Source organism: Streptomyces sp. NPDC051320, from assembly GCF_040682175.1.
Taxonomy (GTDB): domain Bacteria; phylum Actinomycetota; class Actinomycetes; order Streptomycetales; family Streptomycetaceae; genus Streptomyces.
Genome location: NZ_JBFBAL010000007.1, coordinates 199337 through 212945 on the forward strand (window position 1 = coordinate 199337; position 13609 = coordinate 212945).

Sequence of the window (13609 nt, forward strand, 5' to 3'; positions counted from 1 at the left end):
TCGCTAGCGGCCCAGCAGTCCCCCGAAGAGGCCACCGTGGGCCATGCCGAGGAAGAAGCCCACCGCCGAGGCACCGAGTCCGATGATCACTACGAACCGCTCGCGGGTCGTGACCGAGATGAACATTCCGTACGCCCCGGTGAGGATCCCTACCAGGCCGGCCCAGGAACTGAGCAGATGCAGACTGTGGAACAGGAGCCCGGTGATGAACGCCAGCAGGCCGAGGACCAAGGTCACCACGACCAGAGTGTCCTGCAACGGGTGCGGCTTACCGTCCGTGGCAAAGAGACTGGAAGAGTTGGGTCGCATCGCCTGTGCCATGAAGCACCTCCTGGCATAAGGCGGCGCAGAGTAGCGCCGCACACACCCCATGTGTAGAGATTCTGCCCCTTGAGCGCCGGATTTCAACCGGAAGCGGGTGTGCAGGTAGTCTGGACGGTCTGCATCGGTATCTGCCCGGGCCAGGCCGCAGTCCCCTCTCCGTATGGATGGATTGTCAGTGGCTGCCGATACCGTTGCTTACGCATCACGACCCTCCTGCCACGGAACGACCGTGGCCGCCGAGTCCAAAGGAGGTGGGTTCCACATGCGTCACTACGAAGTGATGGTCATCCTCGACCCCGAACTCGAGGAGCGCGCTGTCTCCCCGCTGATCGAGAACTTCCTCTCCGTTGTCCGTGAGGGCAACGGAAAGGTTGAGAAGGTCGACACCTGGGGCCGTCGTCGTCTCGCTTACGAGATCAAGAAGAAGCCCGAGGGCATCTACTCGGTCATCGACCTGCAGGCCGAGCCTGCGGTCGTCAAGGAGCTCGACCGGCAGATGAACCTGAACGAGTCGGTCCTCCGGACCAAGGTCCTCCGTCCCGAGACTCACTGAGCGTCCAGCTCAGTAGTCATCGGGTTCGAGTAGCAACAGCAGCCAGCAGCAATCCCCGCCGAGAGGTTCACCCATGGCAGGCGAGACCGTCATCACGGTCGTCGGCAATCTCGTCGACGACCCCGAGCTGCGCTTCACCCCGTCCGGTGCGGCGGTCGCGAAGTTCCGTGTCGCGTCCACACCCCGCATCTTCGACAAGCAGACCAATGAGTGGAAGGACGGCGAAGGCCTGTTCCTCACCTGCTCGGTCTGGCGTCAGGCGGCGGAGAACGTCGCGGAGTCGCTTCAGCGAGGCATGCGCGTCGTCGTGCAGGGCCGGCTCAAGCAGCGGTCCTACGAGGACCGTGAGGGCGTAAAGCGCACGGTCTACGAGCTGGACGTCGAGGAAGTCGGCCCCAGTCTCAAGACGGCCACGGCCAAGGTCACCAAGACCACCGGCCGAGGCGGTCAGGGTGGCCAGGGTGGTTACGGCGGCGGTGGCCAGCAGCAGGGCGGCGGCAACTGGGGCGGAGCCCCCAGCGGCGGCCCGCAGGGCGGTGGCGGTGCACCCGCTGACGACCCGTGGGCATATAATGCGCCGGCCGGCGGTGGCCAGCAGCAGGGCGGGGGCGGATGGGGCGGAAACTCCGGCGGTTCCGGCGGTGGCTACTCGGACGAGCCGCCCTTCTAGGCGGCCCGTACCCCACTTCTTGATCACACAGGAGAAACACCATGGCGAAGCCGCCTGTGCGCAAGCCTAAGAAGAAGGTCTGCGCTTTCTGCAAGGACAAGACCCAGTACGTGGACTACAAGGACACGAACATGCTGCGGAAGTTCATTTCCGACCGCGGCAAGATCCGTGCCCGCCGCGTTACCGGCAACTGCACCCAGCACCAGCGTGACGTCGCCACGGCTGTGAAGAACAGCCGTGAGATGGCGCTGCTGCCCTACACGTCCACCGCGCGATAAGGGAAGGGTGACCGAAAAATGAAGATCATCCTCACCCATGAGGTCGCTGGCCTCGGTTCCGCCGGTGACGTCGTTGACGTCAAGGACGGTTACGCCCGCAACTACCTGGTCCCGCGTGGTTTCGCGATCCGCTGGACCAAGGGTGGCGAGCAGGACGTGGCGCAGATTCGCCGCGCCCGCAAGATTCACGAGATCGCGACCATTGAGCAGGCCAATGAGGTCAAGGCCAAGCTCGAGGGCGTGAAGGTCCGTCTGGCTGTTCGCTCCGGCGACGCCGGCCGCCTCTTCGGTTCCGTCACTCCGGCTGACATCGCCACGGCGATCAAGGCTGCCGGTGGTCCCGTCGTCGACAAGCGTCGCGTCGAGCTCGGTTCGCCGATCAAGACTCTGGGCGCCCACCAGGTGTCCGTGCGTCTGCACGCTGACGTTGCCGCGAAGCTCGGCATCGAGGTCGTCGCCGCTTAAGGGCTGCGCTTGGCACAGCATGGAAAGGGCCGCATCCGCTGGGATGCGGCCCTTTCGCATGGGCGCACCGGGCGCCGCGACCGCGTGCCGGTTGCGTCCCTCTGTCTGTTTCACGTGAAACGGTGACTCATCGGGTAGCACCGGTAACGATCCACTGGCCCGATCGGGCTCGCAGCCAGAGCGTCACCATGCGGATCACCATCATCAGCGTCATTGCCCACCAGAGGGCGGTCAGCCCGCCGCCCACTACAGGCACGAGCAGCGCGGCGGGGGTGAACACAGCCAGCGTCACCAACATGGCCCAGGCCAGGTATCTGCCGTCACCCGCACCCATCAGGACACCGTCGAGGACGAACACCACCCCTGAGATCGGTTGGGTCAGCGCTACCACCATCAGAGCCGGCAGCAGAACGTCCTGCACGGCTTGGTCTCCGGTGAACACCGGAACGAACAGGGGCCGGGACAGCACAACCAGGACGCCCAGCGCCACCCCGACCCCCAAGCCCCACTGGACCATGCGGCGGCACGCCTGCCGCGCGCCCTCCGAGTCATCGGCTCCCAGATATCGGCCGATGATCGCCTGCCCGGCGATAGCGATCGCGTCCAGGGCGAAGGCCAGCAGGCTCCACAGGGAGAGCACGATCTGATGGGCAGCCACCTCCGTGTCGCCCAGATGGGCCGCGACGGCGGTGGCGATCAGCAGGACGGCGCGCAGTGAGAGCGTACGGACCAGCAGGGGCACCCCGGCCTGGGCGCAGGCCCGTATCCCGGCGACATCGGGGAGTAGCGATGCGTTGTGCCTTTTGGCGCCCCGTACGACGACCACCAGATAGGCGGCGACCATGGCGAACTGGGCGATCACAGTGCCCCAGGCCGACCCCGAGATGCCCAGTCCAACGCCGTAGACCAGTCCCGCGTTGAGCGCCGCGTTGGCGGCAAAGCCCGCGATCGCGACATACAGCGGGGTCCTGGTGTCCTGGAGGCCGCGGAGGACGCCGGTGGCTGCCATCACAACCAGCATCGCGGGAATCCCGAGGCTGGAAATGCGCAGATAGGTCACGGCGTACGGAGACGCGTCGCCGGAAGCTCCGAAGAGGCCTACCAACCAGGGGGCCGCCGGGAGGACTATGGCGATGACGATGGCCCCGAGCAGCAGGGCGAGCCAGACGCCGTCCATGCCCTGCCGGATGGCTGCTCGCAGATCCCCCGCGCCAACGCGGCGCGCCACGGCGGCGGTGGTGGCGTAGGCGAGGAAGACGAAGATGCTCACGGCGGTGGTCAGCAAGGCTGCCGCGATGCCGAGACCTGCCAATTGTGAGGTCCCCAGATGGCCGACGATGGCGCTGTCCACCATCACGAAGAGCGGCTCGGCCACCAGTGCGCCGAAGGCGGGAACGGCAAGCGAAATGATCTCCCGGTCGTGCCGTCGGCGACTGGACTTCGGTGCCTCGGGGGCCTGGGTCATGAGGGCCAATCCAATCTTCCACAGGTAAGACATGCAATCCCAATGCGGCCCTTACTGTAGTTGTCATTCACACTTCGGGTGTGCGTCGTTTGTCGTGATCTTGGCCCGCAGGAAAAAGTTTTTGTCCCCCACAGCCGGTGGACGGTGAATCGGCAGGTCAGGGCGGTAGTGAGGGTGAGGCTATGAGTTTGTCCACAACACTGTCCCCCGGCCCGTGCACAGGTTTCGTTGACTTCTCCACAGCCTGCGGTGCTTCGTCCACAGCCCCTGTGGATAACTGGATTGGCTGACGGTGTCCGCGGGCCTACCGTGGACCGCGCCCGACGCGCCCTGGCGGAGTCGGGCCTCTTGTTTGTCGGTGCTGTGCCGTAAGAAAGAGTGGCATGGCTAGGTCCGCGGAGCGGACGGGAGGAGGCGGCCGGTGAGCATCCCCGAGCCCTTGGACGACCCCTGGATCGAAAGCACGCCGGGTGACCGTCTGCCCGTCTCCCGTCAGCGCCGCGGCGACGGGAGCACCGGGGGTCGCGAGCAACATGACCGAGGCCGGGAGAACGGCGCCTGGGACGGCGGTTCCCCTGCTTTCGAACGGGTTCCCCCGCAGGACATCGATGCCGAACAGTCCGTTCTCGGTGGCATGCTGCTGTCGAAGGACGCAATCGCCGACGTCGTAGAAGTCATCAAGGGCCAGGATTTCTATCGTCCTGCTCACGAAACCGTCTACCAGGCGATTCTCGACCTGTACGCCAAGGGCGAGCCGGCCGACCCCATCACCGTCGCAGCCGAACTGGTCAAGCGTGGCGAGATCAAGAAGGTCGGGGGCGCGCCCTATCTGCACACCCTCGTTCAGTCGGTGCCAACCGCAGCCAACGCGGAGTTCTACGCCGAGATCGTCCATGAGCGAGCGGTGCTGCGCAGGCTTGTCGAGGCGGGCACGAAGATCACGCAGATGGGATACGCGGCGGACGGCGATGTCGACGAGATCGTCAACTCGGCCCAGGCCGAGATCTACGCCGTCACCGAGCAGCGCACCTCCGAGGACTACCTGCCCCTCGGTGACATCATGGAGGGCGCGCTCGACGAGATCGAGGCCATCGGTTCGCGCAGCGGCCAGATGTCCGGTGTTCCCACCGGTTTCACCGATCTCGACGCACTGACCAACGGCCTGCATCCGGGACAGATGATCGTCATCGCGGCCCGGCCCGCAATGGGAAAGTCGACGCTGGCGCTGGACTTCGCGCGGGCCTGCTCCATCAAAGAGGGCCTGCCGAGTGTGATCTTCTCCCTCGAGATGGGTCGCAACGAGATTGCTATGCGGCTGCTCTCCGCGGAGGCACGGGTCGCGCTGCACCATATGCGGTCCGGCTCGATGACGGACGAGGACTGGACCCGGCTGGCACGGCGCATGCCGGACGTGACCGCTGCACCTCTCTTCATCGACGATTCGCCGAACCTGTCGATGATGGAGATCAGAGCGAAGTGCCGGCGGCTGAAGCAGCGCCAGGACTTGAAGCTGGTCGTGATCGACTATCTGCAGCTGATGCAGTCCGGCGGTTCCCGCCGCCCCGAGAGCCGCCAGCAGGAAGTCTCGGACATGTCGCGAAACCTGAAGCTTCTGGCCAAGGAACTGGAAGTGCCGGTCATCGCGCTTTCGCAGCTGAACCGTGGACCCGAGCAGCGTACGGACAAGAAGCCGATGGTCTCCGACCTGCGTGAGTCCGGTTCCATCGAGCAGGACGCCGACATGGTGATCCTGCTGCACCGCGAGGACGCATACGAGAAGGAGTCACCGCGCGCGGGCGAGGCGGACTTGATCGTTGCCAAGCACCGTAACGGTCCGACCGCCACCATCACGGTGGCGTTCCAGGGGCACTACTCACGTTTTGTGGACATGGCGCAGACCTGATCGGCACACCTGATCGATCCGTAGGATCGCAGTCCGATGTCGCCCGCTCACGCATCAAGGTCGACGGGGCGATGATGTTCGGATAGATCTCGACCATGACTTCTTCTGAGCCCACTGCAGACCTTCTTCCCAGTACCCGGCGCGCCCTGCTGCACCGGGTCGCCGTCGCACAGGCCGAGGGCCGATCGCCGTCTCTGGTGGGAGCGGTGATGCGGGACGGGCAGCTGGTGTGGTCCGGGGCACGCAGTTGTGTGGAGGGCCATGAGCCGGACGAGGACACGCAGTTCCGGATCGGATCGATCACTAAGTCGTTCACCGCGGTAGCGGTGATGCGGCTGCGGAACGAGGGACTGCTCGATCTGGCGGATCCGCTGAAGAAGCACCTACCGGGCCGTAGTGAGCTCGGCGCCGTGGGCGAGGTGACGATCGCACAGCTTCTCGGTCACAGCGCCGGCCTGGCGGCGGAGACGCCGGGCGCATGGTGGGAACGGTCATCGAGCACCCTGCGACCCGGACTGGCGGAAGTCCTGGGCGAGCGGCCGTCGCCGCATCTGGCGGGACACCGCCACCACTACTCCAACCCCGGTTACACGCTGCTCGGCGCGGTGGTGGAGACGTTGCGAGACGCACCCTGGGCCGATGTGGTCCGGCGTGAGATCTGCGTGCCGTTGGGCATGAACCGCACGGATGCACAGCCGCAGCCACCCCATGCCGGTGGCTGGGCGGTGCACCCGTGGGCGGATGTGATCCTCCCGGAGCCGTCGGAAAATCTGGGGGTGATGGCGGCGGCCGGGCAACTCTGGTCGACGGCCGGGGACCTGTGCAGGTTCGCCGCGTTCCTGGCGGAGGGCGACGACCGTGTGCTCGGCGCGGAGACCGTCTGCGACATGCGCGCGCCGGCGGCTCCGCCGGAGGCCGGTGACTGGGAAGGCGGCTATGGTCTCGGACTGCAACTCGCCCGGCGGGACGGCCGCACACTTGTCGGGCATACCGGTTCGCTGCCCGGCTTCCTTGCCGGCCTCTGGCTGAGCGTTGAGGACGGGGTGGCCGGAGTGGCGCTGGCGAACGCTACGTCGGGGCCGGCCACCGGGGCAGTGGCGGCCGATCTGGTGCGGATTGTGGCCGATGCCGAACCGCGGATGCCGCAGCCTTGGCGGCCGGCCCCGACGGTCGACACGGCCCTGCTGGAGCTGACCGGTCCGTGGTACTGGGGCACGACCGTGGTGGGGCTGCGGCTGGCGGCGGATGGGGATGTGGAGTTCGGTCCGCTGGCCGGTGCTGGCCGGAGGTCCCGGTTCCGCGCGGAAGGGGACGGAACCTGGACGGGGCTTGACGGCTACTACGCCGGCGAAAGGCTGCGCGTTGTCCGGCGGGACGGCGTGGTGAGCCATCTGGACCTGGGTTCCTTCGTTTTCACCCGAGGGCCCTACGAGCCGTCGGCTGCGGTGCCGGGGGGCGTGGACGAAGGCGGCTGGCGGGGCCTGAGCTGAACCAGTGCCGTCGACAGCTGACGGTCCCGGTGGTCAGAGCTGGAGCTTGAAGCCGAGGTGGGTGGCCGTGAAGCCGAGCCGTGCGTAGAAGCGGTGGGCATCGGTGCGGGTGGTGTCGGAGGTGAGCTGGACCAACCGGCAGCCCTGGTTACGGGATTCACCGATCGCCCAGGCCATGAGTTGGGTGCCGAGACCGCTCGCCCGCTCGTCGGCGTGGACGCGTACGCCTTCGATGACGGACCTCGTGGCGCCCCGGCGCGAGAGTCCGGGGATCACGGTGAGCTGGAGGGTGCCGACGGGGCGTCCGTCGCGGACGGCGACGACCAGGTGCTGCCGGGGGTCGGCGACGATTCGCCGGTGAGCCTCGATGTACGGGGCCAGATCGTCCGGGGTTTCCCGGCCGGCGCCGAGCGGGTCATCGGCCAGCATGGCCACGACGGCGGGGATATCGCTCTCGCCTGCAGGACGTATCTCCAGGTCACTCATGGTCCGCCAGGCTACGGCAGCCGGGGGCATCCGCAGGCCCCTGGGGTGCCCGCGGTTCCGGGGCCGGTCTTTGCAATTAGGGCGCGTGTGCAAGTATTGTCCACGCAAGTAAGGCGCTCATGCAATGACCTGACTCGTTCGGAAGGGGCCACCCCCATGCCACTGGCGCTCCTCGCCCTCGCCATCGGGGCGTTCGGCATCGGAACCACCGAGTTCGTGATGATCGGGCTGTTGCCGCAGGTGGCTGCGTCCTTTCACGTCTCGATCCCGACCGCGGGACTCCTCGTCACGGGGTATGCCCTCGGAGTGGTCGCCGGAGCACCGTTGATGACCGTGCTCGGCACCCGCGTCTCCCGCAAAAAAATGTTGATGCTGTTGATGGCTCTTTTCATCGCGGGCAACATCATTTCCGCGACCGCACCCGTCTTCGGGGTGATGCTCGCCGGACGGATCGTTGCCTCTCTCGCCCACGGCGCGTTCTTCGGAATCGGCTCGGTCGTCGCCGCCGATGTCGTGGCCCCGCAGAAGAAGGCCGGGGCCATCGCCATGATGTTCACCGGCCTGACTCTCGCCAATGTCATCGGGGTCCCGCTAGGCACGCTCGTGGGCCAGGACATCGGCTGGCGGCTCACCTTCCTGATCGTCGCCGCGCTCGGCGTCGCCGGACTGCTGGGCATCGCAAGGCTGGTACCGGAGCACCCCAGGCCCCAGGAGGTACGGCTGCGCCATGAGATCGGGGAGTTCCGCAATGTGCAGGTGCTGCTCGCCATGGCGATGACCGTGCTGGGCTTCGGCGGTGTCTTTGCTGCGATCACCTACATCTCGCCGATGATGACCTCGGTCGCCGGGTTCTCGGAGTCCACTGTCACTTGGCTGCTGGTGCTCTTCGGGCTCGGTATGGTCAGCGGCAACCTGGTGGGCGGCAAGTTCGCCGACCGGGCATTGATGCCGCTGCTGTACGTCTCCCTCGGCGGTCTCGCTCTGGTGCTGGCACTGTTCACGGTTACCGCGCACCACAGGATCGCGTCGGCTGTCACCATCTTCCTGATCGGTGGCCTCGGCTTCGCGACCGTGCCGCCGTTGCAGAAGCGGGTACTGGACCAGGCGGCGGGCGCCCCGACGCTGGCATCCGCCGTCAATATCGGCGCCTTCAATCTGGGCAACGCGCTGTCGGCCTGGCTCGGCGGGATGGCCATCGCGGCCGGTCTCGGCTACACCGCCCCCAACTGGGTGGGCGCCGTGCTCACGGCATCGGCGCTGTTCCTCGCCCTCATTTCCAGCACGCTGGAGCGGCGGAGGGTATCTCCCGGCCGAGTCGTCGCTTCGTCGTCGGGCGCGGCCGCCGTTCCGGTACGCCGCTGATCCGGCCGACGGCACCGTTCGGCGGCCTGACGCCGTCAGCCTGCCGCGACCGTCAGCGGGGCGAAGCGACGGGTCCAGTCACCCGGAAGACCGGGGATGCCGTAGGTCATCACCGCGTTGAAGGTGACCGGTTCCATTCCGCCGGCCTTCGCCCAGTCCAGAAGTTCCTGATGGCGCACATCGATGTCGGTCCGCAGCGGGCGATCGGTGCCGGCTGCGAGGGAGGCGATCAGGGCCTTCGCCGTCTCCGTGTCACGGGCGACCAGCGGGCCCACCACATCGTTTGCCGCAGTGGGCCAGGCCGCCGCATAGCCAGTGACCCCGGTGGCATCCTCCGCCACCCGGAACTGGTCGGCGAAGGCAGGCAGCCGTGTGATCATCTGGGTGCGGTCCACGCCGAAGACCTCGCCGTCCAGGCGCAGAATTGCCTGCAGATCGCGGGCTGTGGCGGGGCGAGTGGCCGCCTTCGGAGCAGGGCCGTGCGGCCGGAAGCGACCCCGGATCATCTCGGCCCTGCCAGTGGCGAGGAAACCGAGCTCCTCGTACAGCGGTTGCCCGTACGGAGTCGCATGCAGGCTGAGTGGGGTCTCGGGGTACGCGGCGAGGACATGCTTCATCAGGCGCCGCCCGATGCCTTGGCGCGTGTACTCCTCGGCGACGAGAACCATGCCGATAGCCGCGAGACCCGGGTCGCCCGCACCGATGCCGCGGTAGGAGGTGACCACGCAGGCGGTGCCCAGGCCCTTACCCTGCGGGTCATCGATCCCATAACCGGTACCTGCTGCGAGCAGCAGGCTCCACTTGTGTTCTTCACGCGGCCAGCCTCGGTTCTCGGAGAGGTCGGCGCAGGAGTGGAGATCGCCGGGGTTCAGCCGGCGGATGGAGAGCTCATCGAGCGGTGAGGGCATGAGACCAAGCTTGCTGATGCGGGTGTGATCCGTCCATCGCTTTCCGGCTGCCCGCTGGTTGCTTCCGTCGGCGTGTGGTTGCGCAAGGGTTGATGCGGTCGGAGTGACAAGGGTCAGCCAGAATTCGAGAGCACCCGGCGAACGGGGCGGGTCAGCGGTTTCACGTGAAACAGGCTGTCGGGGCCGGGGCGTCGGGGGTCCGCCAGTGGCAGTAACTCGCTGTACTAGCCTCGGCCCCTATGGCGCGCTTGCATCTCTTCGACCTCGACGGAACGCTGATACGCGGATCGGCCGCACCCGTGGAAATCTCCCGGCAGTTGGGACTGCTGGAGGAGATCGGCGTACTGGAACAGGATCTCGGCTCGGGCAGGATCGGCCCACCGGAATACGCGGCGCGGGTGCATGCGCTGTGGTCCGAGCTCACTCGGGAGCATGTGAGGGCGGCCTTCGAAGCAGCGCCCTGGCTCGCCGGTATCCGGGAGGTGTGGCGGGAGATACGCGAGAGCGGGGAGTACTGCGCGGTGATCTCGCTCTCGCCATCGTTCTTCGTGGAACGGCTGCTCGGCTGGGGAGTTCATGCCGCGCACGGCTCTCGCTTTCCGGAAGTCCCGTTCACGCGGCCGGTGGATCCGGCGGGCATCCTCAGTGCCGCGGCGAAAGTACGGATCGCCGATCAGCTCTGTACTGACTTCGGCGTCGGACGGGCCGATTGCGTCGCGTACGGCGACTCGATGTCGGACGTGGAACTCTTCAGGTCGGTGCCGCTCTCGGTCGCCGTGAACGCGGACCGGCATCTGGCAGGTCTTGCCACGCACAGCTATGCCGGAGGCGATCTGCGCGAGGTGTATGCGCTGGCGCACAGTGACGGGTCCTGAGCCGCAGTCATGCCAGGAACCGGGGGTCATCCGAGGTCGGGTGCCAGCAGTGCGTGCACGCCTTCGATATTGCCGTCGAGGTAATGCCGCAGTGACAGGGGCACCAGGTGGACAGCGGCGATCCCGACCCGGCTGAAGGGCACCCGGACGATCTCATATCCGCCGCACGGCTCGTCCACCTCGGGTCCGTGCCGCATCGAGGGGTCCATGGACTCGAGCCGGCAGACGAAGAAGTGCTGGACCTTCACCCCGGCCAGGCTGCCGTCGTCAGGGATGTGCTCCACGGTGTCGACGAAGCAGGGCACCACATCGGTGATCTTGGCTCCGAGTTCCTCGTCCACCTCACGGTGCAGGGCGTCGACCACGCTGGTGTCCTCGGCTTCGACTCCGCCGCCTGGGGTCACCCAGTACGGGTCCACACCGGGTTTGGTCCTCTTGATGAGGATCAGGTGGTCGCCGTCGAGCAGGACGGCGCGTGCGGTGCGCTTGACCACTGGGCGTTCGGTCATGGAAGGAGATTGGCCCGGAGAACCCACTCTGAAACTCCCTGCCCGCTACTGATCCAGCGCCTCAGGACCAGTCGGCCGCAGCTCGCAGTAGCCAATCCTGCGCCCGCGCGATCAGCGGAAGGGCCAGAGTGCCGCTCCGGACAGCCAGGAAATAGGTGCGCAGGGGAGGGACCGGAGGGTCGAGCAGGGCCACCATCGCGCCCTGTGCCAGGGCGTCCTCACACAGGTAGCGGGGAAGCACGGCGAGGCCCGCGCCCGCCACCACCGCCTGCTGGACCGCCCGGAGATCGGGCGCGACGACCGTGCCGGTCGCGGCAGGGATGCTGTCGAAGACCGCAGCCCAGTAGCGGGCGACCAGCGGCAGCGACTCATGGACCTCGACCACAGGAAGCTCCGCCAGTACGGAGGGTCCTTTGCGGCGCAGCAGCCCGGGACCGATCCGGGCAGCCCAGCGGGGGGAGGCGACCAGCACGTGCTCCTCGTCGCAGAGTGCGGTCGCGGTGAGCAGTCCGCCGCGGGGCTGGGCGGTGGTGATGGCCAGGTCGTGGTGTCCGGAAGCCAACCCCTCCAGGGTCTGCTCGGCATTGCCGAAGGAGGCCCGCAGTGAGATTCCCTGCGGGATGAGTGCGGTGAGAGCCGGCAGTGCGCGTATCGCGGTGAACTCGGGGGGCCCTGCCAGGTGCAGGGTGCGAGAGCCGCTCTCTTCGTCGAGGCCGCTCTCGGTGATCTCGACGAGGGCGTCCAGGTGTGGGGCGGTGCGGTGGGCGAGTTCGTCACCGATGGTGGTGGGGGTCACACCGCGTGCCTGGCGCAGAAAAAGTGGACGGCCCAGCTGCCGTTCCAAGGCGCGTATCTGACTGGTCACGGCGGGCTGGGAGAGTCCGAGGAGCGCGGCGGCACGGGTGAAGGACCCGGCCCGGTGCACGGTGACGAAGGTGCGGAGCAGGGCAAGGTCCATTTCTCTGCGTCCCGTCCTGGCTGCTCGAAGACGTCTCCGGCCGCTCCCAACTATAAATATGTCGATAGGTCTCTGTCGCTCCCGTGATTGGACATTGACTCACAGTCAACTAGCCTTGTCCTCGCGGTTCTTCGCGCGTGGAACCGGAACGGCCCGAGCCATGAGGGGGGAGGCTCGGGCCGTTCGTCGTACCGGCCGGGCTACCGCGGTGCGGCCTCGTGCAGCGCCCTGAGTACATCGTTCACGAGGTCGTCGGTGTCCTCGCAGCCGACAGAGAAGCGGATGAAGCCTTCCGGCACGTCGTCGCCGCCCCATCGCCGGCGCCGTTCCGCGGTGGAACGGACGCCGCCGAAGCTGGTCGCGTCGTCGACGACCCGGAGCGCGTCGAGGAAGCGTTCCGCGTACCCGCGGTCGGGCAGGACGAAGGAGACGACGCAGCCGAAGCGGCGCATCTGTCCCGCTGCGACCCGGTGGGACGGGTCGCCGGGCAGGCCGGGGTGGCGCAGACCGGTGATCTCGGCCCGGCCGGTCAAGGCCCCGGCGAGTGCCAGCGCGTTCACGGACTGCCGGTCGGCCCGCAGTTGGATGGTGGCGAGCGAACGATGCGCCAGCCAGGCCTCCATCGGCCCCGGGATCGCACCGACCACCTTGCGCCATTTCCTTACGCGTGCGGCGAGCTGCGTGTCCCGGCAGGTCACATAGCCGAGCAGGATGTCGCCGTGGCCAGTGAGTCCCTTGGTGCCGCTGGCCACGGTGAAGTCGGCACCGAGCTCCAGCGGACGTTGTCCGAGCGGGGTCGCGAGCGTGTTGTCGACGGCGACGAGCGCACCGCCGGCGTGCGCGGCCGCCGCCAGCCGCCGCACGTCGCAAACGTCGAGTCCCGGGTTGGACGGGGTTTCGATCCACAGCAACCGCGCGCCCTCAAGGACATCGAGCTGGGCATCCCCGGCGGTCGGCGCGGTGCGCACCTCGATCCCGTAGGCCTCCAGTTGTTCGCGCACCAGCGGCAGCGCCTGATATCCGTCGGCGGGCAGCACCACCGCATCACCCGCGCGTGCCTGCGAGAGCAGTACCGCGGAGATCGCGGCCATCCCCGAGGCGAAGGTGATCGTCTCGGCCGGCTCCAGCGGCGACTCCAGCTCGCTGATGGCTGCTTCGAGGTACGTCCACGTCGGGTTGGTGTCGCGGCCGTAGGTGTACGGCCCGGTGGGTTCGCCCGGCAGGTGGTAGTGGGCGGCGAACACCGGGCCGGGCAGGGTCGGCTCATACTTGACCGGTTCGGGCAGCCCGGCGCGAACCGCCCGGGTGCCGTCCCCGGGAACCGGGCTGATGCTGGGGTCGGAGCTCATGCGGGGCCTCGGTC

At 67.4% G+C, this 13609-nt stretch carries 15 protein-coding genes; 8 read left to right on the top strand and 7 right to left on the bottom strand.

Going from position 1 to position 13609, the window contains the following annotated elements; genetic code table 11:
- Positions 1 to 3: 3 nt before the first annotated feature.
- Complete coding sequence (locus AB0M87_RS17685; RefSeq protein WP_365853782.1) at positions 4 to 321, bottom strand: hypothetical protein; 318 nt, start codon at positions 319 to 321, stop codon at positions 4 to 6.
- 265 nt (positions 322 to 586) lie between these two features.
- Here AB0M87_RS17685 and rpsF point away from each other — a divergent pair, with 265 nt between their 5' ends.
- The 4 genes from rpsF to rplI all read left to right on the top strand — a co-directional run bounded on the left by rpsF (position 587) and on the right by rplI (position 2290).
- Entirely contained in the window at positions 587 to 877 is a 291-nt protein-coding gene (gene rpsF, locus AB0M87_RS17690; protein WP_215093090.1) for a 30S ribosomal protein S6, read from the top strand.
- 73 nt (positions 878 to 950) lie between these two features.
- On the top strand, positions 951 to 1547 hold the full coding sequence (locus AB0M87_RS17695) for a single-stranded DNA-binding protein (RefSeq protein WP_365853785.1): 597 nt from the start codon (positions 951 to 953) through the stop codon (positions 1545 to 1547).
- A gap of 41 nt (positions 1548 to 1588) precedes the next feature.
- Positions 1589 to 1825, top strand: coding sequence for a 30S ribosomal protein S18 (gene rpsR / locus AB0M87_RS17700; protein ID WP_003967857.1), 237 nt, complete (start codon positions 1589 to 1591; stop codon positions 1823 to 1825).
- A gap of 18 nt (positions 1826 to 1843) precedes the next feature.
- Positions 1844 to 2290, top strand: a complete 447-nt coding sequence (gene rplI, locus AB0M87_RS17705) for a 50S ribosomal protein L9 (RefSeq protein ID WP_365853787.1) — start codon at positions 1844 to 1846, stop codon at positions 2288 to 2290.
- Between the two features lie 127 nt (positions 2291 to 2417).
- Here rplI and AB0M87_RS17710 read toward each other — a convergent pair whose 3' ends face one another.
- Positions 2418 to 3755 (bottom strand): MATE family efflux transporter, encoded by a 1338-nt coding sequence (locus tag AB0M87_RS17710; RefSeq protein WP_365853789.1) that lies wholly within the window; start codon positions 3753 to 3755, stop codon positions 2418 to 2420.
- 421 nt (positions 3756 to 4176) lie between these two features.
- On the opposite strand from AB0M87_RS17710, the gene dnaB reads away from it, so the two are divergent.
- Both dnaB and AB0M87_RS17720 read left to right on the top strand, forming a co-directional pair.
- Entirely contained in the window at positions 4177 to 5658 is a 1482-nt protein-coding gene (gene dnaB / locus AB0M87_RS17715) for a replicative DNA helicase (protein WP_365853791.1), read from the top strand.
- A gap of 95 nt (positions 5659 to 5753) precedes the next feature.
- On the top strand, positions 5754 to 7148 hold the full coding sequence (locus tag AB0M87_RS17720) for a serine hydrolase domain-containing protein (RefSeq protein ID WP_365853793.1): 1395 nt from the start codon (positions 5754 to 5756) through the stop codon (positions 7146 to 7148).
- 33 nt (positions 7149 to 7181) lie between these two features.
- On the opposite strand, the gene AB0M87_RS17725 is transcribed toward AB0M87_RS17720, so the two are convergent.
- Entirely contained in the window at positions 7182 to 7634 is a 453-nt protein-coding gene (locus AB0M87_RS17725; protein ID WP_365853795.1) for a GNAT family N-acetyltransferase, read from the bottom strand.
- Positions 7635 to 7790: 156 nt separating this feature from the next.
- Between AB0M87_RS17725 and AB0M87_RS17730 the strand changes: the two genes are divergently transcribed.
- A complete protein-coding gene (locus tag AB0M87_RS17730; protein ID WP_365853797.1) occupies positions 7791 to 8996 on the top strand; it encodes an MFS transporter in 1206 nt (401 codons plus the stop codon).
- 35 nt (positions 8997 to 9031) lie between these two features.
- On the opposite strand, the gene AB0M87_RS17735 is transcribed toward AB0M87_RS17730, so the two are convergent.
- Positions 9032 to 9904 carry a GNAT family N-acetyltransferase gene (locus tag AB0M87_RS17735; RefSeq protein ID WP_365853799.1) on the bottom strand — a complete coding sequence of 291 codons (873 nt, stop codon included), beginning with the start codon at positions 9902 to 9904 and terminating at the stop codon, positions 9032 to 9034.
- A gap of 239 nt (positions 9905 to 10143) precedes the next feature.
- On the opposite strand from AB0M87_RS17735, the gene AB0M87_RS17740 reads away from it, so the two are divergent.
- Positions 10144 to 10779, top strand: a complete 636-nt coding sequence (locus tag AB0M87_RS17740; protein ID WP_365853801.1) for an HAD-IB family phosphatase — start codon at positions 10144 to 10146, stop codon at positions 10777 to 10779.
- A gap of 26 nt (positions 10780 to 10805) precedes the next feature.
- Here the strand turns inward: AB0M87_RS17740 and AB0M87_RS17745 are convergent, their stop codons facing one another.
- From AB0M87_RS17745 to AB0M87_RS17755, 3 genes are all read right to left on the bottom strand, one after another.
- Positions 10806 to 11288, bottom strand: coding sequence for an NUDIX hydrolase (locus tag AB0M87_RS17745; RefSeq protein ID WP_365853803.1), 483 nt, complete (start codon positions 11286 to 11288; stop codon positions 10806 to 10808).
- 61 nt (positions 11289 to 11349) lie between these two features.
- Entirely contained in the window at positions 11350 to 12246 is an 897-nt protein-coding gene (locus tag AB0M87_RS17750; protein ID WP_365853805.1) for a LysR family transcriptional regulator, read from the bottom strand.
- Positions 12247 to 12446: 200 nt separating this feature from the next.
- Complete coding sequence (locus AB0M87_RS17755; RefSeq protein ID WP_365853807.1) at positions 12447 to 13595, bottom strand: cystathionine gamma-lyase; 1149 nt, start codon at positions 13593 to 13595, stop codon at positions 12447 to 12449.
- Positions 13596 to 13609 lie beyond the last annotated feature (14 nt).